This is a genomic window from Salinibacterium sp. ZJ450 (assembly GCF_011751885.2).
Lineage (GTDB): Bacteria > Actinomycetota > Actinomycetes > Actinomycetales > Microbacteriaceae > Ruicaihuangia.
In genome coordinates this window covers 1,991,635-2,014,628 of sequence record NZ_CP061771.1, presented here as the reverse complement: position 1 = coordinate 2,014,628, position 22,994 = coordinate 1,991,635, and the positions used below count along the sequence as shown (strand labels likewise).

The window sequence follows — 22,994 nt, the reverse complement described above, 5'->3', positions numbered from 1 at the left end:
TGGGGTCTGGTATGTCTTGCATCCGGGAAGCGTGGTTCTGACTGCTGAATGGAGCCGGTGACGCCGCCCTGAGGAGGCGATGATGACACGTCGTTGGCGGTTCTGGCGCAAACATCGTCAGAGTAGCGTCGTCGCACCAACGGCGCCGGCGATCCCGGCGGCTCGCCCGTCCTCACCGCTTCCGCGGGCGGTCGCTATCCTCATCGGCGTCGGCGGCGCCAGCGTCGCGGTGTTCGGGCTCTGGGCGCTCAGAGGCGTCGTCGCACCAGTGTTCCTCGCGCTGATCCTCACCATCTGCGTTCATCCGCTACGTGGATGGCTGGAACGGGTCCACGTTCCACAGGGCGTGGCTACCATCGTCGCCATCCTCGTCGTCTTCGCGCTGCTCGCCGGTTTCGTCGGCGCCTTCGTCATCGCGATCGCTCAATTCACCACACTGTTGCCGCAGTTCGCACCGCAGATCGAGCAAATCGGCGCCAGCATCGCCAGTGCGTTGTCGGGCATCGGCATCGGCCAAGACCAGATCGATGCGCTCCTCGCCGGGTTCGATCCAACCAAGCTCGTGGATGTCGTGACCGGCATCCTCGGCGGCGTGGCCGGGATCACCGTCTCGCTCGTTATCATCCTGACGGTGCTGATCCTGATGACGATGGACGCGACGTATATTCCGACCCTGCTGCTTCAATTGCGGCCGAAACACCCGGACATTGTGTCGGCCCTGATGGGCTTCAGCGTCGGGGTACGTCGCTATATGGTCGCCACAACCGCCCTGGGTGTTGCCCAGGGCATCCTGAACTGGATCGCACTGGTGATCCTCCAGGTGCCGGGGGCGCTCCTCTGGGGGTTGTTGTCGTTCCTGTGCAGCTTCATCCCCAACATCGGTTACTTCATCGCGTTGATTCCGCCGACGGTGTTCGGCCTGTTCGTGGGTGGCTGGGAGACAGCGCTCACGGTGATCGTCATCTACGGGGTGGTGAACGGGGTCGTGCAGTCGATTGTGCAGCCGCGGGTCGTCGGTGGTGCCGTGTCGCTCAACCAGACGATCACATTCGTGTCCGTGCTGTTCTGGGCAGTGGTCATCGGTCCCATCGGCGCAATCCTCGCGGTTCCGCTCACCCTGCTGGTGCGGGCGATCCTGATTGACGCCGACCCGCGAGCCCGCTGGTGGCGTCCGTTGACCGGTGATATCGCCGAGGTGAGAAACATGATCAAAGTCGAGAAGGCGAAGGCCCGCTCCGATCGGCAGTCACGCAAGAATGCTCCGCGCTAGGTGCCCGGATAGCGCCAAATCGCCCCCCTCCGCTGGCTGGGAGGTGCGTGTTAGCATCATCGAAGCCCACGTTTCGCCCGCTCGGCTCGCGCCCCGCGGAGGCGTGGATATCCGGTCGGAAGTCGATGATGACGCAACCACCAACGCCCACGGATGACGCGTACCAACGGCTGCTCGCCGAGAACATCGCACTCAAGGAAGCCCTGCGCCGCACCCCCAGCGGGGTGCCTGCGGAGGGCGTCCATCGGCCACGTCGATGGCGTACTGCTCTGAGCATCGTCTTCATCACCGTGGGCGCCCTGTTGGCACCCGCCGCACTGGTGTCCGCGTGGGCGGCCACCGAGTTGTCGGACACCGATCGGTTCGTCGAAACTCTGGCGCCGATCGCTCGGGATCCGGACGTTCAGGAGTACCTCACCGAGCAGATTGTCACGATAGTCGATGACCAGGTCGACATCACCGCGCTTACCCAGGAAGTGTTCCAGGGCATCGCCGACCTCGGACTGCCGCCCCGCGCGGCTTCGACGTTGACGACGCTCGCCCCCGCAGCGGCTCAAGGGTTGCGCGGGCTGCTGACCGACGTCGTGCAGCGCCTGGTCGAGTCCGACGCGTTCGCGGATCTCTGGGACCAGGCCTTGAGAACGAGTCACACCCAGGTGGTCGGATTGTTGACCGACGAAGAGGATCGCATCCTCACCATCGACCCCAGCGGCGTGGTGGGCATCCAGGTGGCGCCGCTCCTCGAACGGGTCAAGGCACGGCTTCAGCAGTCGGGTTTTCCGTTCGCTGACCAGATCCCTGTTGTCGACGCCACGATCCAACTGACCACGGTCGAGAACATCGGCGAGATTCGCGCTGCATACAACCTGACCCTCCTTCTCGGACGGGTGCTGCCGTGGGTGTCGATCGGACTGCTCGCCCTGGGCGTCATCATCGCGAACAACAAGCCCCGAGCGCTCGCCGGCGCAGGGTTCGCGCTCGGCGTCGCAATGCTGTTCACCATGTTCCTCGGCGCCGTCGGAGAGACGCTGTTCGTCTCCGCGGTGTCCCCAAGCGTGATCCCGAGCGACGTGGCACTCCCGGTGTATGACGCCGTGCTCACGTTCGTGTACTCCGCGGCGTTGGCGGTGGCGATTCTCGGGTTCATCACCGGGATCGCGGGACTCCTGATGGGATCGTCGCGCGGCGCCCGCTCGATCCGTCACGCAGCCGATCGCGGCTTCACCGCGGTGCGGAGGCTGCTGTACGAACGAGGACCACTCGGTGAGGGGTTCGGGTTGTCGGTCTATCGGGCGCGCATCTGGATTCGTGCTGTGATCATTCTCGGCGGTGTTCTCGTGCTGGTGCTCTCGAGACCGCTCACCCCGTCAATGGTGGTCGGCACAGCGGCCGTTGTGCTCGTGCTGCTCGCAATTGTCACCGCCCTCGAGCGGCCACCCGCCGTGCACACAGCGAGTACGACGCAGATAGCGGATGCCGCGGAGGTAGCCACACCCCGCTAGGTCAGAGCGCGGGCAGGGGCGCCTCACGGACGGGGGCGATCGAGGTGACCGTGGCGTAGCCCTGGGCAAGCAGCGCGGCGTCGCTGCCCGGTTCTGCAAGCGCGGTGGGGTCGGCGACCGCCAGCCGAATCTGATGCTGGTCTCGCTCGGTCATGGTGGTCTGCACGATGCCGAACAAGGCGAGCGGTGCCTGACGAAATTCCGGCAGCTCATCGGCGTCCGTGTTGGGCACGTTGAGGTTCAACACGGTCCCGGCCGGCTGATCAAGCAGGAACGGGATCAGTTTTCTGGCCAGTCGGGCTGCCACGCTCCACCGCATCGTCGACGGCGCCAGCCCCACGTCGAGCGACACCGCGAGACCGCGGCCGCCGTTCACGCCGGCGGTGAGCGCTGCTCCGACCGTGCCGGAGTGGATGATGGCGCGACCGACGTTCGCTCCCCGGTTGACGCCGGAGAGCACCAGCCTCGGCGGTTCGCCGAACGCGCCATGGGCGGCGATGAGGGCGATGAGCGCCGGGGGAGCGTGCACGGCGTAGGTGGGGATGCTTCCGAGGCCCTCGACGGTGCGCCGGTCGACCCGGATGCTGCCATCGCTCTCGGTCACCGAGATGGAGGCGCTGCTTCCGCTGGCTTCCGTCGCCGGCGCGGCCACGACGACGTCCATTCCGGCCTCCTGCGCCGCAATCGCAAGCCGGAACAGCCCGGGGGAGGCGATGCCGTCATCGTTGGTGACGAGGGTCCTGACGGAGGCGGTCACTCCTCGCGCACCCTCCGCGCCAGGTCAGCCGGGCTCAGTCTCGTGAGACCGGTCGAATCAGTTTCCGCGGGGTGGATGCGCACCAGTTCCCTGAGCTTGTAGATCGCCTCGGCCTCGCCGGTGCCGAGCCCATGACGGGTCACGTTCAACGCACCGGCCGCAGCCCCGAGCGCGACGGCCTCCTCGATCGTGCCGCCGCCGGCGAGGGTCGCCGCCACGCCCGCGGTCATCGAGTCGCCGGCACCGGTGGTGTCGGCGATCTGCAACTTCGGCATGTGCACTTCGCTCACCTCGTCTTCAGCGAGCAGCAGGGCGTACTCACCCGCCCGGCTCACGATCACGTTCTCGGCGCCCTCGCGCTGCAGCCGGTGCATGGCTGCGATTAGCTGCTCCTCGCTGGTGTCCGGCACGCGATTGTCGGCGAGCAGTTCTTCGTCGCTCACCTTCACCACGGTCACTCCGCCCTTCAACGCCGCGGTGAGGCGCTCGCCGGAGAGATCGGCGATCACCCGCCGGCCCGCCGTCCTCAGGTCGGCAGCGAGGCGACGGTAGACATCCGGCGACAAAATGTTGAGCCCCGCGGGGCCGCTCAGTATCGTGGTGCCGGCGTCAAGCCCGGCGCGCAGCGTCAGCCCGTACAGTTTGTCGAGCTCGTGCCGGGACAGTGGCTCCCCGGCGGTTTCCGCGATCTTGATGCGCACGCCGCCCCGCCGGTCGTGCACGTAGGCGCCGCCACGACCGTCGCGGTGTACCGCGAGTACATGGAACCCCTCATCATCGAGCAGGTGATGCAGCACGCGTCCTGATTCACCAGAGAAGACGGCACACATGGTGACGCTGGTGCCGAGGGCGCGCAGCATCCGTGCCTGCCAGATGCCCTGCCCGCCCGCGTGCAGATGGATATCGGCCCCGTCGGGATGATCCTCGACGGTGACGGTAAGGACAGGCGATGGTGCGAAGACCGCAACGTCGTTCACGGGGTCAGTCTAGCCACGACGACAGTTCGCGCAGCAGGGGGATCCTGGCCGGCACGGGGCCCAATCACGCCCGGCATCGCAGGCCGATTCTCAGCGGCCGACCGTAGGGTGGGCCCATGCCCGGCGACCTGGAGCGCGACATCGACGCTGGCAGCAGTGAGCATCACCCGATCCGCACGCTGCTTCGCCGGTGCCGGGCGTGGGTCGAGCGGCATCCCGCGCTTCGAATCGCCTATCTGGTCGCGGTCGCCGTGGCCGGAACCCTGATCATCGCGGTTGGCGTGCTGTTGATCCCGCTCCCGGGACCCGGCTGGCTCATTGTCTTCCTCGGGCTCGCCGTTCTCGGTACCGAGTTTGCCGGCGCCCGTCGGCTCGGCGCTCTGGTCAAGCGATTCCTGCGGCGGGTTTGGGTGTGGTGGCGAGCGCGGCGGGTGGCGCGCGCCCAGGCTGCCTTCGACAGGCGGGAATAGCCGCCGCTGTTTCGAGGTTCGCGTTGTAGATACGTCTGCATACATTGGCGGCGGCGCGAACACAGGAAGGCCTCGACGTGGCACAGCTTGAACTCGGACTCGACACATTCGGAGACGTCACCGCGGACGCTGAGGGCTCGCCACTGCCGCAGCCTCAGGTCTTGCGCAACGTGGTCGCCGAGGCGGTGCTCGCCGATCAGGTGGGCCTCGACTTCATCGGCATCGGCGAACACCACCGGGAGGACTTCGCGGTGTCGGCGCCAGAGGTGGTGCTGGCCGCCATCGCCGGGCAAACCGAACAGATCCGGCTCGGCTCCGCGGTAACCGTGCTGTCCTCGGACGACCCGGTGCGGGTGTTCCAGCGGTTTGCCACGCTCGATGCCGTGTCGAACGGTCGCGCCGAAGTGATTCTCGGGCGCGGATCGTTCATCGAGTCGTTCCCGCTGTTCGGGTTCGAGCTCGACCAGTACGAGCTGCTGTTCGAGGAGAAGCTGCAGCTGTTCACCGAACTGCTCAAGGAGCAGCCGGTCACCTGGAGTGGCAGCACGCGGACGAGCCTCGTGGACCAGCTGGTGTACCCGCCGACCGAATCCGGGACGCTGAAGACCTGGGTGGGCGTGGGTGGCAGCCCCCAGTCGGTGGTTCGGGCAGCGCACTACGGGCTTCCGCTGATGCTCGCAATCATCGGCGGCGAACCGGTGCGGTTCGCCCCGCTCGTCGATCTGTATCACCGCGCGCTCGAGCAGTTCGGCCGGCCCGAGGCTCCGGTTGCGGCGCACTCACCCGGCTACGTCGCCGCGACCGATGAGCAGGCGCGCGAGGAACTCTGGCCGCACTACGCCGCGATGCAGGCCCGGATCGGCAAGGAGCGCGGCTGGGGCCCGATGACGCGGGAACAGTTCGAGCATGACGCCGGCCCGGAGGGTTCGTTGTTCGTCGGCTCGCCGCGCACCGTTGCCGAGAAGATCGCGCGCGTGGCGGGCGAGCTGGGCCTCGCGCGGTTCGACCTGAAGTACAGCGTCGGCACGCTGTCCCACGAGAAACTGATGACCAGCATCGAGCTGTACGGGCGCGAGGTCGCGCCACTGGTGCGGGAGCAGCTCGCCGCGGCTTAGAGCGCGCGACATCCGTAGTTCCGCGACATCCGTAGTACAACGGATGGCATGGCCACCTGGTGGACGAGCGACACCCACTTCTCGCACCCGAACATCATCCGGTACTGCCGCCGGCCTTTCGCCGACGTCGCAGAGATGAATCGGGAGCTGATCGCGCGCTGGAACCACGTGGTGGCGCCGGGCGATGTGGTGTGGCATCTCGGCGACCTGTCGCTCGGCGTGCAGATCGAGGAGCAGGTGATGATGACCGCAGCCCTGAACGGCATCCGGCGGCTCGTGCCGGGCAACCACGACCGTGTCGCCTCGTTCTTCAACGGCGGTGACCAGCGCGCGCGATTCTGGCCGGTGTATGAGGCGGCCGGCTGGGAGATCATGCCCGAGCAACTGCAGCACAGCATCGCCGGTCGACGCGTGATGGTGTGCCACTTCCCGTACCGCGGCGACTCGCTCGGCGAGGACCGGTACCGGCCGCACCGGCCAGTCGACCACGGGCTGCCGATCATCCACGGGCACGTGCACACCGACTTCGCCGAGCAGGGCCGGCAGTTCAACGTCGGGGTCGATGTGCGCCAGTTCAGCCCGGTGGCCGAGAGCACCATCATCCGGTGGCTCGATACCCTCTGATGGTGATCCGGGTGATCCGCCTATGCTGGCGAGATGGCTGTTCGAGGCGGTGAACCGCACGTCGATGAGGGCACGCGGGTGCGCCGGCGCCGGTTCCGCGGCACGGAATACCTGCGCGGTCGGGCAACGTTCGCCGAGCTCGCGGTGGCGGTCGAGCAGTTCCCGTCGAATACCGCCGGCCCGGACTTCGTGCTCGTGCACGGCATCGGGGTGTCAAGCCGGTACTTCCACCCCGCGGCCGCCGAACTCGCCCGGTACGGTCGCGTGCTGCTCGTCGACCTGCCGGGGTACGGCCGAGCGCCGAACCCGAAACGCGCCGTCTCGCTGGCCGACCACGCCCGGGTGCTCGCCGAGTTCCTGACGGCCAACGATGTCGTGAACCCGGTGCTGGTCGGGCACTCGATGGGAACCCAGGTGGTCACCCAGCTGGTGCTGGATCATCCGGAGGTCACCGACCGCATCGTGCTGATGGGCACGACGATGGAACCGGATGCCAGAAACGTCTGGCGCGCCAGCTGGCGACTGTTCCGCGACATGCTGCGCGAGCCGCCGAGGGCGAACGTGGTGGTGCTCACCGATTACCTGTTCCGCACTGGCATCCCGTACTACCTGCGTCAGCTGCCGAACCTGTTGCAGGACCGCATCGAGGACCGGCTGCCCCGGCTGACCGCGCGAACGCTGGTGATCACCGGCGATCGGGATCCGATCGTGTCCCGGCAGTGGTCAGAGCGGGTGGCCGACCTCGCCCCGGCCGGCCGATTCGTGCAGGTCGAGGGCGCGCACGTGATCATGTTCACCGACCCGGCCAGGGTGGCCCGGCTGATCGCGGAGCACGCCGAAGGGTTATGACGGCACTGGTTATGACGGCACGGTTATGACGGCACCGTTATGACGGCACTGGTTGTGACGGCACTGGATTGGGCGCGCGACTACGCTTACGCGGCCGGCTGGCAGCTGCGCCATGCCCTGCGCCGCCGTGGCGCCGACACGCTCGCCAGCGGCAGCGCGGCGCCGGTGCTGCTGATCCCGGGGGTGTGGGAGACCTGGCAATTCCTCCGGCCGGTCGCCGAGCGACTGAACGAGGCCGGACATCCGATCCACGTCGTCGACGATCTCGGCTACAACCGCGGCGGCGTACGCGAGATGGCGGCGATCACCGAGCGTTACCTGCAGCGCCACGACCTGCAGGGCGTCATCATCGTCGCCCACAGCAAGGGCGGCCTGATCGGCAAACACGTCATGCTCGGGGCATCCGGCGACCGCATCCGGCGGATGATCGCGATCGCCACCCCGTTCGCCGGGTCGGTGTACGCGAACTACCTGCCGGTGCGCACCCTTCGGGCATTTCGCCCGTCAGACAAGACGATCCTGCTGCTCGGCGAGGGCATCGCCGCCAACAAGCGCATCGTGTCGATCTACCCCAAGTTTGATCCGCACATCCCCGCGGGAAGCTTTCTCGCCGGGGCGCGCAACATCGAGTTGCCGGTGGCCGGCCACTTCCGCATCCTCAGCGATCCGCGGCTGCTCCGCGCGGTTCTGACGAACCTGGAGGGTTGATCACGCGCGCGGCGAGGCGTTGACCGGCCAGCCGCAGCAGCACACCGATCACCACCCCAGCGATGCTCAGCCCGATCCACAGCGCGTTGCCCTGCACCGCGGCGATGACGATGCCGGCGACCGAGATCACCGCGAGGGCGACACCGCCGACGGCCAGCAGGCCGCTCGCGAGCGCGACGGTCTTGAGTTGGGAACGGTTCACCAGGGTGCCTTCGTGTAGTCCTTCAGAAAAACGCCGTACAGGTCTTCGCCGGCCTCGCCGCGCACGATCGGGTCGTACACGCGGGCGGCGCCGTCGACCAGGTCGAGCGGGGCGTGGAAGCCCTCCTCGGCCAACCGCACCTTGGTGTGGTGCGGACGCTCGTCGGTGATCCAGCCGGTGTCGACCGCGGTCATCAGGATGCCGTCGCTCTCGAGCATCTCGCCGGCGCTGGTGCGGGTGAGCATGTTCAGCGCGGCCTTCGCCATGTTCGTGTGGGGGTGGCCCGGTCCCTTGTAGCGGCGGGCGAACTGGCCCTCCATCGCCGAGACGTTCACCACGTACTTGCGCCGGGCGGACGACGCGGCCATCGACGGGCGCAACCGGCTGATCAGCAGGAACGGCGCGGTCTGGTTGGCCAGCTGCACCTCGAGCATCTCGAGCGGATCCACGTGCTGCACATACTGGGTCCAGCTGTTCACTTGCGCCTCATCCGGCACCAGCCCGCCCGCGTCGATCGCGGTGCCGGCCGCCATCCGTTCCAGCGACGACGACCCTGCGGTCATCGCCAGCTCGGTCAGTTCGTCGGCCGACAGCGACGGGCCTCCCGCCTCCGCGGCACGGGCGAGCAGCGGATGCGCCGCCACCGAGGCTGCGAGTGCCTGCGGGTGCGCGTCGTTGGTGTGCCCGAAGGTGATCATGTCGGGCAGCGGCCCGTCTGGCAGCGGGGCCAGCTCAGCTTGCGCGAGCGGCGCGTATGCGCCGGGCGAGCGGCGTACGGTCTGCGCCGCGTTATTGATCAGGATGTCGAGGGGGCCGGCTTCCGCCACCGCATCGGCGAGCCCAATCACCTGGGCAGGGTCGCGCAGGTCGATGCCGACGATGCGCAGCCGGTGCAGCCAGTCAGCGGAGTCGGGCAGCGACTGGAAGCGGCGCACCGCATCCCGCGGGAATCGCGTGGTGATGGTGGTGTGGGCGCCGTCGCGCAGCAGCCGCAGCGCGATGTGCATGCCGATCTTCGCCCGGCCGCCGGTGAGCAGCGCGCGCCGACCGGTGAGGTCGGTGTGCGCATCGCGCTTGGCGTGGCTGAACGCGGCACAGTTCGGGCACAGCTGGTGGTAGAACGCGTCGACCTGGGTGTACTGCTGCTTGCAGATGTAGCAGGCCCGCGACTTGATGAACTCGCCGGCGATCGCCGCGGTGGTGCCGGGCTCCAGCAGCATGCCGCGGGTTTCGTCATCGATGCGATCGGGGGCGCCGGTGGCCGTGGCGGCCACGACGGCCTTGTCGGCATCGGCGACGTTCTGCCGCAGCTCTCGCCGGCGTACCCGCTTCACCGCCTTGAACATCTGGGCGGTGGCGCGGCGCACGGCCACGTAGTCTGGGTGTTCCTCGTCGACCTGGTCCATGAATGCGAGCACCCTGAGGGTGGTCGCGAGATCGGCAGGGTCGATGCCGCTCGGTTCAACGCCGGCATTCTCAGCGGATGCCGGTTCGGCGATGGTGCTATCGGATGACATGATCTATTAATCATGACTGACGCTGGGCGCCCGAATGACCGCGCGCCTCTCGCGGCGCTGATTCCATCCTCGTACGACCCCGACGAGGTGTACGACATCTTCACCACCTGGGCCTCCTCACGCGGGCTTCCGCTGTATCCGGCGCAGGATGAGTCGCTCATCGAGATCGTGTCGGGCAACAACCTGATCCTGTCCACCCCGACCGGCTCCGGCAAGTCGCTGGTCGCGATCGCCGCCCACTTCGCCGCACTCGCGCAGGGCGGCCGCACCTTCTACACGGCGCCGCTGAAGGCTCTGGTCAGCGAGAAGTTCTTCGCCCTCGTCGAGTTGTTCGGTCCCGAGAACGTCGGAATGGTCACCGGAGACTCGTCCGTCAACGCGGATGCGCCCATCATCTGCTGCACGGCCGAAATCCTGGCGAACATGGCACTGCGACATGGCCACGAAACACCGGTGGATCAGGTCGTGATGGACGAGTTCCACTTCTACGGCGACCCGGAGCGCGGCTGGGCCTGGCAGGTTCCGCTGTTGATGCTGCCTGCGGTGCAGTTCATCCTGATGTCCGCCACCCTCGGCGATGTGACAGAACTCGCCGCCGACCTCACCCGGCGCACTGGCCGGCAGACCGCCGAGGTGACCGGCGTCGACCGGCCCGTCCCGCTGCACTTCTTCTACGCCATCACCCCCGTGCACGAGACCATCGAAGAGCTGCTTTCCACCAACCAGGCGCCGGTGTACGTCGTGCACTTCTCGCAGGCGGCCGCGCTGGAGCGGGCGCAGGCGCTGACGAGCGTCAAGATCCTCAGCCGGGAGAAGCGCGATGAGATCGCCGAGGCGATCGGATCCTTCCGGTTCACCACCGTGTTCGGTAAGACGCTGTCTCGTCTGGTGCGCAGCGGCATCGGCGTGCACCACGCGGGCATGCTGCCGCGATACAGACGACTGGTCGAGCAACTCGCGCAACGCGGACTGCTCCGGGTGATCTGTGGAACCGACACGCTCGGTGTCGGCATCAACGTGCCGATCCGCACCGTGCTGTTGTCGGCATTGACCAAGTTCGATGGCACCCGGATGCGGCAGCTTTCCGCACGGGAGTTCCACCAGATCGCCGGCCGCGCCGGTCGCGCCGGCTTCGACACCGCCGGAACGGTGATGGTGCAGGCACCCGAGCACGAGAGCGAGAACGCGAAGGCGGTCGAAAAGGCCGGGGACGACCCGAAGAAGCGTCGCAAGATCGTGCGCAAGAAGGCCCCGGAGGGCTTCGTCTCGTGGGGCGAGCCGAGTTTCAACCGGCTGGTCGACGCGCAGCCGGAGACGCTCACCAGCCACATGCAGCTGACCGCCGCAATGATGATCAACCTCATCGGGCGCGGCGGCGATGTCTTCGCCGCGGTGCGCAAGCTGGTGTTCGATAACCACGAGTCCCGTTCCCGGCAGTACGCCCTGGCCCGCAGGGCGCTCGGGATCTATCGCACGCTGCGCGCCGCCGGCGTGGTCACCGACGAGGGTGGCGACATCCGGCTCACCATCGACCTGCAACCGAACTTCGCGCTCAACCAGCCGCTGTCGCCGTTCGCGCTTGCGGCGTTCGAGCTGCTCGACCCCGCGTCATCCAGTTACGCGCTCGACATGATCAGTGTTCTCGAGGCGACCCTGGATGACCCGCGGCCCGTGCTCTCGCAGCAGCAGTTCCTGGCCAGGGGCGAAGCGGTCGCGGCGATGAAGTCCGACGGCATCGAGTACGACGCGCGTATGGAACTGCTGGAACAAGTCACGCACCCCAAACCGCTCGATGAACTGCTGCACCAGGCGTATGACACTTTCGCCAGCTCGCAACCGTGGATCCGCGACTTCGAGCTGGCGCCGAAGAGCGTGGTGCGCGACATGTACGAGCGCGCCATGAGCTTCGCCGAGTTCACCGGGCACTACAAGCTGAGCCGGTCCGAAGGAGTGGTGCTGCGGTACCTGTCCGACGCGTTCCGCGCCGCGCGGCAGACCATTCCCGACGAGGCGAAGACTGAAGAGTTGCGCGATCTGATCGAGTGGCTCGGCGAGCTGGTGCGCCAGGTCGACTCGAGCCTGCTCGACGAGTGGGAGTCGTTGATCAACCCTGCCGCCGATCCCGACGCCCCGGTGGTGCCGCCGGCCCCGCCGCGGCTCACCGGTAACCCTCGCGCATTCCGCGTGCTCGTGCGCAACGAGCTGTTCCGGCGAGTTCAGTTGGCCGCGCTGGAGCACTACGACGAGCTGGGCGAACTCGACGCCGAGCACGGCTGGACCGCGAACGCGTGGGCGGACGCCCTGGACAGCTACTGGGCAGAGTATGACTCGATCGGCACCGGCGCCGACGCTCGCAGCTCCGCCATGCTGATCATCGACGAGGATGCGGCCGAGTGGCGGGTGCGGCAGATCCTCGCCGACCCGCACGCGGATCATGACTGGGCGATCACCGCCACGGTGGATCTCGCCGAGTCCGACGAGCTGGGCAGCGCGGTGGTGCGGATCACCGGTGTCGGCCAGCTCTGACGGTTTTAGCCGGCTCTGACGGCTCGGTGAGCTCGGTCGGCTACCGGCGGGTGGCGGCGGCGGTCACGCGCTGCAGCGACGTGCGGAGGGCCTCCAGGTCCTCGACCGGCAGCTGTAGTTCGTCGACGATGCGGTGCGGGATTTGCTCGGCCTCGGCGCGGAGTGACCGACCGACGGGCGTCAACCGCACGTCCAGAGCGCGCTCGTCGTGGGCATTCCGAGCCCTGGTGATGTAACCGGATGCCTCGAGACGCTTCAGTAGCGGCGAGAGAGTAGCCGGCTCCAACTGCAGGGCGGCCGACAGGTCACGCACTGTTCGCGGGTCGCGTTCCCACAGCGCGAGCATCACGAGATACTGCGGATGCGTGAGGCCGAGCGGCTCAAGGATCGGCCGGTACAGCGCGATCACGCTTCGAGATGCCACCGCAAGCGCGAAGCACACCTGATCTTCCAGCGCGAGCAGGCTCGCAGTGACGGTGGTGGTTTCGTTCGTCATCGCCGTTCCTCCGAGCGTTCCGTCAGTTTGCCCATGCGCGAACTGTTAGTACACTAAGCATATGGCAGGAGAACAGAAATCGGGCAGCGCCTTCGGCAACTGGATCGAGAAGCTGAACATCAAGCTCCGGCCATACATCGGGGCCCCGCCGCTCGGTCCTTATAACGAGCCGCCACTGCCGCCGCGCGAGACGCACGCCTGCCCACTCTGCGGCCATCCGATGAGCGAACACAGGGTCGACCGCTCAGGCGAACGCACGCAACTGCACTGCCCTCAGAGCCCAGTAGCCAGCTAATTTGACCTCCGGAGTGGTGACAGCGGCATGCGTCGCCTCCGCTGTACGGTGGCTGCATGCCCGATATCAGCGACAGCCAACTGCTCGCCGACACGCTTCCCGGTAGCTGGACGGTGGGAGCCACCAGCCTGCCCGGATGGGCATACAACGGTCAGGTTGCCCCGACGTTCAACTATGAACTGGTCACTGCCGAGCCGCTCGTGCTCGCTCACGACATCGCCTTCGAGGCGGCGGACGGCAAGCCCAAGCTGTTCGCCGGTAAGACCCGTTGGCGGGGAAGCCATTTCGTGTCACACCCGCTGCGGTTCACCCCGCGGGGCTGGGGCAGGTGGACGGTGAGTGGCGCCAGCGATGACCGCAACGTGCTGGTCTTCGCCCTGGCGCGATCATTCGGCGTGCCCGAGAGCGTTTTCGTGCTGGTGCGCCACGGTTCCGACATCCGTGATCTGCGCGCCATGGTGGCAAGCGGCTACGTCTCGTTCGGGCTCAGCCCGGAGAAGTTCGCCTCGCTCACCTGGCTGTGATCTGGTCGGTCTGGCATGATCTGGTCAGTCCCGATCAGCGATCCGGCACACCAACGATCTCTTCCCGCACGCGGCGCATGTCTTCCAGCAGCGAGCCAACCAGAATCCAGTGATCGGGGTTCGGTTGCTGCACCACCAGGGGTGCGGTGAGCGCCGGCACGTCCACGCCCGGAGTCGGTCCGTCGGTGTCTGAGGCACCCAGTAACCGCAGATCGTGCGCCGCACGGCTGATCTCTGTGACGATCGCATGCACGTTGGGGTCGTCCATCAGGGTCGGGTCGTAGTGATCATGGATCGCCCTCGCCATGCCGATTACCCGGGTCACCAGGGCATTCAGCCGTACCAACAGCTCGGCGTCGTCCGCCAGTAGGTCACGCATGCGGCTCCGACGAGGGTTGAGGGTGAGGCTCTCCTCGCCGAGAGCGACCGCGTCAGCCGCCGCATCACGAAGCCCGCGCAGCTCACGCGCCTGCTCCAGCAACTCGATAAGCTCTGCCCGACTCTGCGGCTCGTGCAGCGCCAGGGCGATCCGGTCCAGGGCAGCCGCCGTGCGGTTCTGCAGACGCGTGATGGCGACGTGTGCGGGCGCTACCAGTACAGGCGGCACGATCAGCGCGTTGATTACGAGCGCCGTCACCGCGCCGATGACCGTCTCCACCACCCGATCCACCGCGTAGAGCGGAGAATCGCCACCGAGCGCCAGCACGAGCATCGCGCTAATCGGAATCTGATTCGACGACCCGGGACCAAGCTTCAGCGCCCAGGCGATCAGCAGCGACGCCACGATGGCGAGCAACACCACCCAGCTGGCGTTACCGAACACGGCGCCGGCCACTGATGCCAGCAGTACGCCAAGAACCACCCCGACGCTTCGTTCGATGCCCTTCGCGAGCGACTGATTGACGCTCGGCTGCACCACGAGAAGTGCCGCGATCGCGGCGAAGATCGGGAACGGCTGACCAAGCAGCAGGCTCGACGCCAGCCACGCGACCACAGCCGCCGCCGATGTTTTGAGCACCTGCAACAACGGAGAGCGATGCGACTGCTGCAGCGTGCTGAACCCTCTCACCGCTTCAGCGTAGCCGCGCACAGCAGCGCGGCAGAGGGATCGGCTTGCGCGGGTCCGGGTTTAGGGGCGGGTGGGTCCCTTGTCGGTGCGGGCTTTGCTGGCGGGTCGCCAGGTGCCGGTGGGGTCGATCCAGGGTGGTGCTTTCAGGTGGGGGACGCCGCGGATCATGCGGATGTCCCAGCCGGAGGTTTCGATGGTTCGGTGGTGGAACCAGCACAGGCTGACCCCGTTGTCGGTGTGGGTGAGTCCGTTTTTGGCCCAGTCGAGGACGTGGTGGATCTCGGTCCAGCCGGCGGGGATGTTGCAGCAGATGCAGCTGCCGTCGCGGAGGTTGATGGCGCGGCGTTGGGCGGGGGTGAACCCGCGTTGTTTGGTGCCGAGTTCGATGATCCGGCCGAAGGAGTCGAATCTGACCGGTTGGATGCCGCCGGTGCAGGTCATCTGGTTGATGGCGGCCATCGAGATCGGGGTGGTGAGCCCGTCGATCCAGCCGGGTCCGCGGCCGGTGTTCAGGTCGGCGGCTTTGACGCTGACCAGCACGGTGGGGGAGGCGCCGCCGATGCGGGGGGCCGTGCCGGAGCGGGCGTGGCCGTCGACCAGGGCGGCGAGTACGTCGTGGCGTTGCTGGTCGGGAGTGCGGTCATCTCCGAGGGCCTCGGCGGTGGCGCGTTCGTCGTCGGTGAGGAACACCCCGGTGGTGTTCGGGGAGAGGTAGGCGTCAAAGAGCCGGTCCAGTTTCGCGGCGATCTCGGGCAGTAGGGCGTATTGGCCGCGGACGAGTCCGTCGCGGAGGTGTCCCTTGCTGAACATGCGGCTGCGCATGGCGCGTTCCTCGGAGGGTTGTAGCCCGTCGGGGTCGATCACGGCCCGCCAGACGGAGGTCTGGATGGCGATCTCGTCGGCCGCGCAGGGCAACGGCGCCACCGTGGCGGCATCCGGGTCGGTATCCGCCGCAGGGTCAGCATCGGGGTCGGTGTCCGGGTCGAGGCCGGTGGGGTGGGTTCCGGTGGCGGCGGCGACCAGTTCGGCCTCGGCGGCGGCCAGCTCGTCCGGTGGGCGTTGGCCGGCTGCAGGCCCTTCACGATCGCCGCCGCGGCATCGATACCGATCCGGCCGGCGGTGAGGGCCTCGGCGACCTGCGGGAACCGGCCCGGCAGTGCTTCTCCGCTGACGGTGGTGTCCGGGTGCAGCTGCCGGCCGAGTTTCAGCCGCTGGTTCGCGGTCAGGCCGCCGATCAGGGTTACCCGTTCCAGCAGCTCGATCGCGTTCCGGCAGCCCTTCTGGTAGGCCAGCCCGTCCGGGCCGAGCTCGCGGCGGGAGCGGTCGCCGATCTCGCCGGCGGCCAGCACCCGGGCCCCGTCCACGGCCCGGCCGAGCCGCTCGACCGCCCCGGTCAGGATCAGCAGCTCCTCATCGGTGAGCGTCCGGACGCCGACCGGCCCGACCAGGGCGGAGAGTTCCGCACCGAGCTGGTCGAACTGGTCTGCGAGGGTTTCCATACATACGATTTTGCCAGTGTCGAACATAGCTACCAAGGAGTCTCGCGAATCTTGGGACAAGTCACCGAGCCGGCGCCTGTGGAGGATTGGACGCCCTCGCCCGGGGCTGGCTACTCCGGCGGCAGTACATGCACGGACGTGCCGAGGAACCGTCCAAAACGCTGCACAGCCCGGTCGAACCCAGCACGCGCGGCATCGCTCAGCTCACCGAACGGCTCCGCGATCACCTCGACCTCACCCGCCGTGCCGGTGCGCCGCCATACCCCAACCACCTCGCCGTCGACCACAATCGTGGGGAAGAACATGCCGTTGCCCCCGGGGACCACGACCGCCAGATGCTCTCGCATAATCACGGCGCTACGGTCCTGATAGCCGAGCAGGTACTCGTCGAAACCGGGAAGCGCGCGCACCGCCGAGGTGGGGCGCGCGGCATCCAGAGTCTGCGGCGACAAAAAATAGGCGACGCCGTCGCTTTCGATCTCGGTCAGCGCCTCGCCCGCCACCGCGAGTCCGGCGCGGGCGTCGCGGAGGGTCAGCGACGCCCACCAGGCGAAGTCCCGCACCGTCGCCGGGCCGTGACTCGAAAAGTAGCGCAGCGCGAACTCGCCAAGCGCCTCGTCCCGCTCGAGCCGACGCGGATGCCGCACCCACTCGTCAAGTAACGTGAACGTCTGCGTGCGGCCATCGGGGGGCCCGAAGACCAGAGTGCCGGTTTGGCCGAGGTACCAGAGGATGTGGTACCCGCGCTGCCCGCCGGTGTCGATGCCGTGCCGGTCAAACTCGCGCAACAGGGCATTCCGCGCGAGCACCCCGCTGCCCGTCAGCCGGGTCTCGGCTACCGCGCGGGCGCTCTCAAAGGTTGACGAGTCCAGCCCCAGACCTCGATGCCGGGTCGCCGCGCCGGCGATCAGTCGCGGCGCTGTCACGCCCAGCATCCAGGCGAGGTCTTCGCCTGGGACGAAATGCAGGGTGCCACGCAGTGGCCATGACCGCACAATGTCGCCGGATGCCAGGGCCGCCACGACATCCGCTTGCGTGGCACGTGTCGTGCGCAAGCCGACGGACCACAGCGCGCCGGCGAAATCTTGCGCCTGCATACCGAGCATGTGCCGCACGACGGCAGCGGGAGTCTCGAACGTCGGCCGTGCGATGGCCTGTGCCATCAGGCGCAACTCGGCCAGCCTCCTGCGGTTCACGGGAGCGCTGACCATGCCACCAGTATCGCGGCAGGCACCGACAGATTGTGGGAGGCACCGACAGAGGCGCCGACAGAGGTACGGAAGCGCGCGCGACTCCGTGAGAAACCTCTCACCAAGGGCGTGACCGCGCGCCGCGCCGGGCAGAATGGCAGCATGTCACGGATCAGTTCAACGGTTGTGGGCGGCCTGGTTGCGCTCGGTTTGGTGGGCGCAGGTGCCATCGCCGTGGAGGCCACAACCATCCGAGATGAACCCGGTGTCGAACAATCGATCAGCCCCGTCCTCGTGCCGCAAGCGCCCGGCTCGACCAACACTGCTCCGGCCGTGACCGTGCCCGAGCCAGCCGTCCAACCCGGCACGCCCACCATCGGAGTGCCGACGGAACCCACGCCGGTGGCCCCCGCTCCGCCGGCAGCCGTCGATGACGATGACGATGATGACAACAGCGGCCACGGTTCAGACGACGACCCGGACGATCTCGACGAGCCCGATGACCACGAGCCCGATGACGGCTGAGACGCCGACGGCTGAGACGCCGACGACTGAGACTCAGACGGCTGGGCACACGAGCACCGGGCACGCGAGCACTGGGCACACGACGGCTGAGCCCACCGAGGACCCGCGGCGCGACCTGCTCGAGAGCCTTGCTGAGGAACTCGGCTTCACGCTGCAGCACAGCAGACAGCTGAGCGTCGATGTCACCGCGGACGGGTATGTCACTGGCCACGAGATGACGCTCCGAGGATATGACGGGTCGGCTCAGAGCCAGGTCGTGTACGTGGAAACCAACCAGGGTGACGCGGGCCGCGACGGGGTCCTCACTATGCGCAACGACGAGACGGGCGACGAGAACGCGGTCTGGTTGTATCCGCGCGACCCCGCTCTGCCTGCCCTGCCCTCCGCCGTCTTCCCTGACGCTGCGATAGTGCTCCTCAACCGGATCGGCCTCGGCGTCGTCACCGTGTCGCTGGCACTGGCCGCCTACCGCCCAGGGAAACGCGCGGTGGTGCGCGCGGATTGGCCGGGTGGCACCGCGTTCATCAAAGTGGTTCGGCCCGCGCAGGTCTTCGAACTGCAGGCCAAGTACGCCACATGGCGGGCTGCAGGGCTGCCGGTGCCCAACACGCTTGGCTGGACCGATGACGGCATCGTCGCGTTCACCACACTGCACGGCCAGATCGCATCGGCCGCCGTCACCCGCCTCACCGACGCGGAGGCTGACGCCCTGGTCGCGGGCATCACGCGAATGTGCGCACAGATCGCCCGCGTGCCAAGCGACAAACCGGCGCGGGCCTCGCTCGCCACGCGACTGACCTGGTACGAGCGCCGGGTGGGTGCGCTGCTTCGTGAGCGGGGCGCCGACCGAGCAGCGCTCACGACACTGGATGACACGTGCCGACAGATCGAGCGGATGCTGCGGACGGCCCCGTCGACGCGACCGGTGACGATTCACGGTGACCTGCATCTCGGCCAGCTCTTCCTCGATCCGGCCGACAACCGGCTGGTCGGAATCCTCGACATCGACACGGCCGGCACCGGCGACCCCGCAGACGATGCCGCCGCCCTGCACGCGCACCTGGTGGTGTCGGCGGCGATGTACGCCGCACGCGGCGACCCCGCAACGGCGGCTCGTGTCGAGTCGCTCGCCAACCGGTGGCGCCTCAGCTGGAGCAGCCAATCCGACCACGGGTTCGCGACGCGCGCCCACGCCATCTCGGCGACCCACCTGATCGCCCACGCGCTCGGACAGAGCGTCGCGCCCGAAACGCTGCTGTCCCTTGCCCACGCCCTCATTGACCGGCAGCCGACGGGCGATAGCCCCGTGCCAGCACGATGAGAACGCTCTAACCTGACCCTCCTCTTGGCCTCATCCGGGCTCACGAGACTGGTTCTTGTCAGCACAATGCACCGCCTCGGCGACTGCGACAACACAGGAACCAGGAGAACACCATGCAGAAGAAGACGAAGTGGACCGCAGTGGGCGCGGCGTCAGTGCTCGGGTTGGGCTTGATCGCCGGCGGCGCCCTGACCGCGGCACACGCCTCAACCGTGAATGTCAGCGATAACAGTCCCGCCGCCGCGACATCCGGCGCAGCATTCGGCCTGACGACGACGAGCGACCCGATCGGCAGCGCCCCCACCACCAGCCCGAGCGCGAGCCCCACCACCAGCCCCACCGCTCCCGCCGCAGCAACCCCAGCCGCCACCGTCGACACCGCGTCATCCGGTCAGACAGCTCCCAGCATCGCCACTGCGGTGTCAGCTCCGAGCGTCGCGTCGCCGATCAGCCCCGCAAGCCCGGCGAGCCCGATCAGCGCCATCTCGCCGATTAGCCCTGTGTCGGTCGACTAAGCAAGTCTCGGTCGACTACGCAGCACACGGATGGCCCGGACTCCTGTCCGGGCCATTTCGCTGCTCGCACCTTCTACCGGCACGGCTGCTCAGCCCAGCCGATACCCCATGCCGCGCACCGTCTCGATGCGGTCGGCGCCCAGTTTGGTTCGCAGGTAGCGCACGTACACGTCGACGATGTTGGATCCCGGATCGAAGTCGAATCCCCACACCCGGCTGAGCAGCTGCTCACGGCTGAGCACCTGGCCGGGATGGCGCATGAACTCTTCCAGCAGCGCGAACTCGCGGGCGGACAGGTCGACGGTCTGCGCCCCGGAGGTGGCACGCCGCGACCGCAGGTCCAGCGTCAGCCCATCGTGGCTGATCGAGGTGGAGGACGAGGTCAGCTGTTTGGTCGATTCCCGCAGCCGGGTCCGCACGCGCGCGATCAGCTCGTCGAACTTGAACGGCTTCGCCAGGTAGTCGCTTGCGCCGCCCTCGAGACCGGCCACAGTGTCCGCGGTGGCGGTGCGCGCGGTCAGCATGATGATCGGCACCACGTCATTGAACGCGCGGATCCGCTTCAACACCTCAAACCCGTCGATCGAGGGCAGTCCGACATCCAGCAGCACCAGGTCGAACTCGTCAGAGCGCGCGTACTCCACCGCCGCGAGGCCGTCGTCGACCACATGACAGGCGTATCCGGCGGCGGTGAGCCCTTTCCGCACAAACGTGGCAATGCGGTCTTCGTCTTCGACCAGAAGGATGCTGCTCATCGAGGGGTTCCGTCCTGTGCCGTCGGCACGTCTATGGCGAAGCGGGAGCCGCCGGGGGAGGTCTGCAGCGTGACGGTGCCACCGTGCGCCTGCGCGATGGCCGCCACGATTGCCAGACCGAGGCCCGACCCCTGGATTCCGCGCCGCGCGTCGACCCTGCCGAACCGTTCGAAGATCCGCTCCTCCATCCCCTCCGGGATGCCGGGGCCTTCGTCGAGCACCCAGAACTCCACCCGGTTGGCGGTGCGCAGCCGGCTTCCCATTTGGATCAACGACCCTGCGGGGGAGTACTTGGCCGCGTTGTCTGCCAGTTGCAGCCAGGCCTGCGTGATCCGTCCCGCGTCCACGCTGGCGACCACCGTTGCGGTCTCTGCCAGTCGCCAGTCGTGGTTGGAGATGGCGGATGCCTTCGAAAACACCTGTTCGGAGAGGTCGGCCACGTCGACTTCTCTGCGCTGCAGGGCGCCGGATGTCTGGCTGTCGGCGAGCAGCCCGATCTCATCGACGAGCCCGGACATCCGGTCGAGCTCGTCGATCACCAGGGCCCGCGTGGCTCGCACGTCGTCGGCATCCGTAGCATCCACCAGTTCCAAATGTCCTCGAACGATGGTCAGCGGCGTTTTCAGTTCGTGCCGCACGTCGGTCAGCAGTTGCTGTTGCGTGGTGATCGACGTGTCGAGTCTGCCGAGCATGTCGTTCACGGTGGCGGTCAACGCCGACACGTCGTCGTTGCCGGCGACCGGAATCCGCTCGCTGAGATCGGTGGCGGTGATGTGAGAGGCGGCGGCGGTGAGGTGGCGAATCGGCCGCAGCAGACGTCCGGCCACGTACCAGCCCACCAGACCGATGCCGACAAGCGACGTGAGGGCCACCCAGGCGTAGGTGGTGAATGCCGTGGTGATGACCGCGAGTTCGGCATCTACGTCGTACGCGGTGACGAACAGGCCGCGAGAGTCCGATCCCTGAACGATGATCGGGATGGCGATATACCGCAGATTGCCGACGGATGACTGCGCGGTGCCGAGGCGCACCGACCCGTCAGCGGTCTCGGCGACGACACGGTCGAGGAATGCTGGATCGTCTTCCAAATGGAAGTCGGTGTCTAGGGCCGAGACATAGGTGGGTGCCCCGTCGAGGATGCCGATGGCGCTCTGTCTGGGCCCGGGCAGCACCCGCGCGAGCACCGCCTCCAGGGCGGTACGAGCGTCGGTGAAGCCTGCGGTCTCAGGCGCTGCCGCGGCCCGGTCAGATTCGGCGCCGCCGGATCCGGTGACGACCACCCGTGCCGATTCGACAGCGGCATGCAGGTGGTCGTCGATAGCGTGCAGCACGCGGTCGCGCTGCACCAGGTACGCGGTGCCGCCGGCGACCGTCATGGCGACCGCCGTCACGGCAAGAATTACCGCCAGAATGCGTACCCGAACGGACCAGTGAGGTAACCGCGGGCGAGGCATTCCTCAATTATCCGTTGTTGACCGCTCGTACGGTACTGCGTGAGAAAACTCTCACTCCTCGGGGGTGCCCTCGCTGACCACCAGACGAAGTCCGCCGTCGAACTCGGTCATCGTGCGGAAGTGGCCGTACTGCCGGTCCCACTCGCCGGATTCGAGGTCCTTCGACAGGCGCTGCTCGAACTCCTCGATGACCTCGGTGGGCACGAAGCTCCAGGCTGACATCGCCCGGCGCACGGCGGGGTCGAGAACGCGTTCCGGGCGTCCGAAGAACGCCTGACCGAAGCCATCGATCGAATCGACAGGGATCGGCACGATGTCGATGCGTGCGCCACCCAGGGCGTCGGCGATCGTGCTCAGCTGCGGCATCCGCCGTGCCTCGACCTCGAAGAGCACCGGAACGTACTCCGGCAGCCACCACGGCTCGGGCACCACAGGGTCGAAGGTGAGGATGACGACCGGTCCGCGAGTGACGCGGCGCATCTCGGCCAGGCCCTTCCGCACGTCGGGCCACTGGTGCACGGTCACGCTGGCCATGCTGGCGTCGAAGCTGTTGTCGTCGAAGGGCAGGGCGTCGGCGGTCGCGTTGATCGCCGGCGCGAGCTGACGGGGACGCTGTGCCCGCATCGACGCCGACGGCTCCACCGGGTACACATGACGGTCAACCGGCTCGTACGACCCGGCTCCGGCACCGACATTCAGCACCGTGCGGGCGTTACCGAGGGCGGTGAGGATTCTCGCAGCGATCCGGGGGTCTGGTTGGCGGATCTGCGCGTAGCCGGCACCGATGGTTCCGTAGTCCGCGTCACCCGCGGAGCCGTCATCGAAGTTTCTCAT

General features: G+C 67.6%; 25 protein-coding genes and 1 pseudogene. 14 read left to right on the top strand and 12 right to left on the bottom strand.

Going from position 1 to position 22,994, the window contains the following annotated elements; translation table 11 throughout:
• The first annotated feature begins 82 nt into the window (after nt 1-82).
• Together HCT51_RS09575 and HCT51_RS09570 are read left to right on the top strand one after the other, a co-directional pair.
• Entirely contained in the window at nt 83-1,270 is a 1,188-nt protein-coding gene (locus tag HCT51_RS09575) for an AI-2E family transporter (protein WP_224760426.1), read from the top strand.
• 128 nt (nt 1,271-1,398) lie between these two features.
• Nucleotides 1,399-2,772 carry a hypothetical protein gene (locus tag HCT51_RS09570; protein ID WP_166873212.1) on the top strand — a complete coding sequence of 458 codons (1,374 nt, stop codon included), beginning with the start codon at nt 1,399-1,401 and terminating at the stop codon, nt 2,770-2,772.
• A gap of 1 nt (nt 2,773) precedes the next feature.
• Here the strand turns inward: HCT51_RS09570 and surE are convergent, their stop codons facing one another.
• Both surE and HCT51_RS09560 read right to left on the bottom strand, forming a co-directional pair.
• Nucleotides 2,774-3,529: a 5'/3'-nucleotidase SurE gene (gene surE, locus HCT51_RS09565; RefSeq protein WP_166873209.1), complete on the bottom strand. Its 756-nt coding sequence runs from the start codon at nt 3,527-3,529 to the stop codon at nt 2,774-2,776.
• Entirely contained in the window at nt 3,526-4,506 is a 981-nt protein-coding gene (locus tag HCT51_RS09560) for a 1-phosphofructokinase family hexose kinase (RefSeq protein WP_166873206.1), read from the bottom strand. Before HCT51_RS09560 ends, surE begins: the two co-directional genes overlap by 4 nt.
• A gap of 116 nt (nt 4,507-4,622) precedes the next feature.
• Here HCT51_RS09560 and HCT51_RS09555 point away from each other — a divergent pair, with 116 nt between their 5' ends.
• The 6 genes and pseudogenes from HCT51_RS09555 (at nt 4,623) to HCT51_RS09535 (ending at nt 8,272) form a co-directional block, all read left to right on the top strand.
• Nucleotides 4,623-4,976: a PGPGW domain-containing protein gene (locus tag HCT51_RS09555; protein WP_166873203.1), complete on the top strand. Its 354-nt coding sequence runs from the start codon at nt 4,623-4,625 to the stop codon at nt 4,974-4,976.
• A 77-nt stretch (nt 4,977-5,053) separates the two neighbouring features.
• Nucleotides 5,054-6,091: an LLM class flavin-dependent oxidoreductase gene (locus tag HCT51_RS09550; protein WP_166873200.1), complete on the top strand. Its 1,038-nt coding sequence runs from the start codon at nt 5,054-5,056 to the stop codon at nt 6,089-6,091.
• Nucleotides 6,092-6,139: 48 nt separating this feature from the next.
• Nucleotides 6,140-6,616: pseudogene (locus HCT51_RS09545) on the top strand (metallophosphoesterase); the annotation flags it as partial.
• The gene (locus HCT51_RS18985) at nt 6,511-6,768 is read left to right on the top strand and encodes a helix-turn-helix domain-containing protein (RefSeq protein ID WP_370626964.1); all 258 of its coding nucleotides are present in this window, start codon (nt 6,511-6,513) and stop codon (nt 6,766-6,768) included. The pseudogene HCT51_RS09545 and the gene HCT51_RS18985, both read left to right, overlap by 106 nt.
• Entirely contained in the window at nt 6,749-7,564 is an 816-nt protein-coding gene (locus HCT51_RS09540) for an alpha/beta fold hydrolase (RefSeq protein WP_166873194.1), read from the top strand. The genes HCT51_RS18985 and HCT51_RS09540 overlap by 20 nt, the downstream gene beginning before the upstream one ends.
• A gap of 39 nt (nt 7,565-7,603) precedes the next feature.
• A complete protein-coding gene (locus HCT51_RS09535; RefSeq protein ID WP_166873192.1) occupies nt 7,604-8,272 on the top strand; it encodes an esterase/lipase family protein in 669 nt (222 codons plus the stop codon).
• Here HCT51_RS09535 and HCT51_RS09530 read toward each other — a convergent pair.
• Both HCT51_RS09530 and HCT51_RS09525 read right to left on the bottom strand, forming a co-directional pair.
• On the bottom strand, nt 8,223-8,474 hold the full coding sequence (locus HCT51_RS09530) for a hypothetical protein (RefSeq protein ID WP_166873190.1): 252 nt from the start codon (nt 8,472-8,474) through the stop codon (nt 8,223-8,225). The genes HCT51_RS09535 and HCT51_RS09530 overlap by 50 nt on opposite strands.
• Nucleotides 8,471-9,991, bottom strand: coding sequence for an SDR family oxidoreductase (locus HCT51_RS09525; RefSeq protein WP_166873188.1), 1,521 nt, complete (start codon nt 9,989-9,991; stop codon nt 8,471-8,473). The genes HCT51_RS09530 and HCT51_RS09525 overlap by 4 nt, the downstream gene beginning before the upstream one ends.
• 12 nt (nt 9,992-10,003) lie before the next feature.
• Here HCT51_RS09525 and HCT51_RS09520 point away from each other — a divergent pair, with 12 nt between their 5' ends.
• Nucleotides 10,004-12,517 (top strand): DEAD/DEAH box helicase, encoded by a 2,514-nt coding sequence (locus HCT51_RS09520; protein ID WP_166873186.1) that lies wholly within the window; start codon nt 10,004-10,006, stop codon nt 12,515-12,517.
• Between the two features lie 40 nt (nt 12,518-12,557).
• Here HCT51_RS09520 and HCT51_RS09515 read toward each other — a convergent pair whose 3' ends face one another.
• Nucleotides 12,558-13,013 (bottom strand): MarR family winged helix-turn-helix transcriptional regulator, encoded by a 456-nt coding sequence (locus HCT51_RS09515; RefSeq protein ID WP_166873184.1) that lies wholly within the window; start codon nt 13,011-13,013, stop codon nt 12,558-12,560.
• A gap of 61 nt (nt 13,014-13,074) precedes the next feature.
• On the opposite strand from HCT51_RS09515, the gene HCT51_RS09510 reads away from it, so the two are divergent.
• Complete coding sequence (locus HCT51_RS09510) at nt 13,075-13,308, top strand: hypothetical protein (protein WP_166873182.1); 234 nt, start codon at nt 13,075-13,077, stop codon at nt 13,306-13,308.
• Nucleotides 13,309-13,364: 56 nt separating this feature from the next.
• Entirely contained in the window at nt 13,365-13,832 is a 468-nt protein-coding gene (locus HCT51_RS09505) for a hypothetical protein (RefSeq protein WP_166873180.1), read from the top strand.
• A gap of 34 nt (nt 13,833-13,866) precedes the next feature.
• Here HCT51_RS09505 and HCT51_RS09500 read toward each other — a convergent pair whose 3' ends face one another.
• From HCT51_RS09500 to HCT51_RS09485, 4 genes are all read right to left on the bottom strand, one after another.
• A complete protein-coding gene (locus HCT51_RS09500) occupies nt 13,867-14,901 on the bottom strand; it encodes an FUSC family protein (protein ID WP_166873178.1) in 1,035 nt (344 codons plus the stop codon).
• Nucleotides 14,902-14,961: 60 nt separating this feature from the next.
• Nucleotides 14,962-15,825 carry an HNH endonuclease signature motif containing protein gene (locus HCT51_RS09495; protein WP_166873175.1) on the bottom strand — a complete coding sequence of 288 codons (864 nt, stop codon included), beginning with the start codon at nt 15,823-15,825 and terminating at the stop codon, nt 14,962-14,964.
• Nucleotides 15,762-16,400, bottom strand: a complete 639-nt coding sequence (locus tag HCT51_RS09490; protein ID WP_166873172.1) for a DUF222 domain-containing protein — start codon at nt 16,398-16,400, stop codon at nt 15,762-15,764. The genes HCT51_RS09495 and HCT51_RS09490 overlap by 64 nt, the downstream gene beginning before the upstream one ends.
• A gap of 110 nt (nt 16,401-16,510) precedes the next feature.
• Nucleotides 16,511-17,611 (bottom strand): winged helix DNA-binding domain-containing protein, encoded by a 1,101-nt coding sequence (locus tag HCT51_RS09485; protein WP_166873169.1) that lies wholly within the window; start codon nt 17,609-17,611, stop codon nt 16,511-16,513.
• A gap of 141 nt (nt 17,612-17,752) precedes the next feature.
• On the opposite strand from HCT51_RS09485, the gene HCT51_RS09480 reads away from it, so the two are divergent.
• The 3 genes from HCT51_RS09480 to HCT51_RS09470 all read left to right on the top strand — a co-directional run bounded on the left by HCT51_RS09480 (nt 17,753) and on the right by HCT51_RS09470 (nt 19,951).
• The gene (locus HCT51_RS09480; protein WP_166873166.1) at nt 17,753-18,115 is read left to right on the top strand and encodes a hypothetical protein; all 363 of its coding nucleotides are present in this window, start codon (nt 17,753-17,755) and stop codon (nt 18,113-18,115) included.
• A complete protein-coding gene (locus HCT51_RS09475) occupies nt 18,090-19,436 on the top strand; it encodes a phosphotransferase family protein (RefSeq protein WP_166873163.1) in 1,347 nt (448 codons plus the stop codon). The genes HCT51_RS09480 and HCT51_RS09475 overlap by 26 nt, the downstream gene beginning before the upstream one ends.
• A 113-nt stretch (nt 19,437-19,549) precedes the next feature.
• Nucleotides 19,550-19,951: a hypothetical protein gene (locus HCT51_RS09470; RefSeq protein ID WP_166873160.1), complete on the top strand. Its 402-nt coding sequence runs from the start codon at nt 19,550-19,552 to the stop codon at nt 19,949-19,951.
• Nucleotides 19,952-20,040: 89 nt separating this feature from the next.
• On the opposite strand, the gene HCT51_RS09465 is transcribed toward HCT51_RS09470, so the two are convergent.
• The 3 genes from HCT51_RS09465 to HCT51_RS09455 form a co-directional block, all read right to left on the bottom strand.
• On the bottom strand, nt 20,041-20,706 hold the full coding sequence (locus HCT51_RS09465) for a response regulator transcription factor (RefSeq protein WP_166873157.1): 666 nt from the start codon (nt 20,704-20,706) through the stop codon (nt 20,041-20,043).
• Nucleotides 20,703-22,082 carry a sensor histidine kinase gene (locus tag HCT51_RS09460; RefSeq protein WP_166873154.1) on the bottom strand — a complete coding sequence of 460 codons (1,380 nt, stop codon included), beginning with the start codon at nt 22,080-22,082 and terminating at the stop codon, nt 20,703-20,705. Before HCT51_RS09460 ends, HCT51_RS09465 begins: the two co-directional genes overlap by 4 nt.
• A gap of 129 nt (nt 22,083-22,211) precedes the next feature.
• The gene (locus HCT51_RS09455) at nt 22,212-22,994 is read right to left on the bottom strand and encodes a class I SAM-dependent methyltransferase (protein WP_166873151.1); all 783 of its coding nucleotides are present in this window, start codon (nt 22,992-22,994) and stop codon (nt 22,212-22,214) included.

Bases quoted from the DNA above. Each gene is read 5' to 3' on its own strand.
- HCT51_RS09485 (WP_166873169.1), bottom strand. From the start codon at position 17,611: ATGGTCAGCGCTCCCGTGAACCGCAGGAGGCTGGCCGAGTTGCGCCTG.
- HCT51_RS09480 (WP_166873166.1), top strand. From the start codon at position 17,753: ATGTCACGGATCAGTTCAACGGTTGTGGGCGGCCTGGTTGCGCTCGGT.
- HCT51_RS09525 (WP_166873188.1), bottom strand. From the start codon at position 9,991: ATGTCATCCGATAGCACCATCGCCGAACCGGCATCCGCTGAGAATGCC.
- HCT51_RS09515 (WP_166873184.1), bottom strand. From the start codon at position 13,013: ATGACGAACGAAACCACCACCGTCACTGCGAGCCTGCTCGCGCTGGAA.
- HCT51_RS09465 (WP_166873157.1), bottom strand. From the start codon at position 20,706: ATGAGCAGCATCCTTCTGGTCGAAGACGAAGACCGCATTGCCACGTTT.
- HCT51_RS09505 (WP_166873180.1), top strand. From the start codon at position 13,365: ATGCCCGATATCAGCGACAGCCAACTGCTCGCCGACACGCTTCCCGGT.
- HCT51_RS09535 (WP_166873192.1), top strand. From the start codon at position 7,604: ATGACGGCACTGGTTGTGACGGCACTGGATTGGGCGCGCGACTACGCT.
- HCT51_RS09460 (WP_166873154.1), bottom strand. From the start codon at position 22,082: ATGACGGTCGCCGGCGGCACCGCGTACCTGGTGCAGCGCGACCGCGTG.
- HCT51_RS09510 (WP_166873182.1), top strand. From the start codon at position 13,075: ATGGCAGGAGAACAGAAATCGGGCAGCGCCTTCGGCAACTGGATCGAG.
- HCT51_RS09520 (WP_166873186.1), top strand. From the start codon at position 10,004: ATGACTGACGCTGGGCGCCCGAATGACCGCGCGCCTCTCGCGGCGCTG.
- HCT51_RS09540 (WP_166873194.1), top strand. From the start codon at position 6,749: ATGGCTGTTCGAGGCGGTGAACCGCACGTCGATGAGGGCACGCGGGTG.
- HCT51_RS09455 (WP_166873151.1), bottom strand. From the start codon at position 22,994: ATGAGAAACTTCGATGACGGCTCCGCGGGTGACGCGGACTACGGAACC.
- HCT51_RS09570 (WP_166873212.1), top strand. From the start codon at position 1,399: ATGACGCAACCACCAACGCCCACGGATGACGCGTACCAACGGCTGCTC.
- HCT51_RS09470 (WP_166873160.1), top strand. From the start codon at position 19,550: ATGCAGAAGAAGACGAAGTGGACCGCAGTGGGCGCGGCGTCAGTGCTC.
- HCT51_RS09555 (WP_166873203.1), top strand. From the start codon at position 4,623: ATGCCCGGCGACCTGGAGCGCGACATCGACGCTGGCAGCAGTGAGCAT.
- HCT51_RS09475 (WP_166873163.1), top strand. From the start codon at position 18,090: ATGACCACGAGCCCGATGACGGCTGAGACGCCGACGGCTGAGACGCCG.
- HCT51_RS09575 (WP_224760426.1), top strand. From the start codon at position 83: ATGACACGTCGTTGGCGGTTCTGGCGCAAACATCGTCAGAGTAGCGTC.
- HCT51_RS09490 (WP_166873172.1), bottom strand. From the start codon at position 16,400: ATGGAAACCCTCGCAGACCAGTTCGACCAGCTCGGTGCGGAACTCTCC.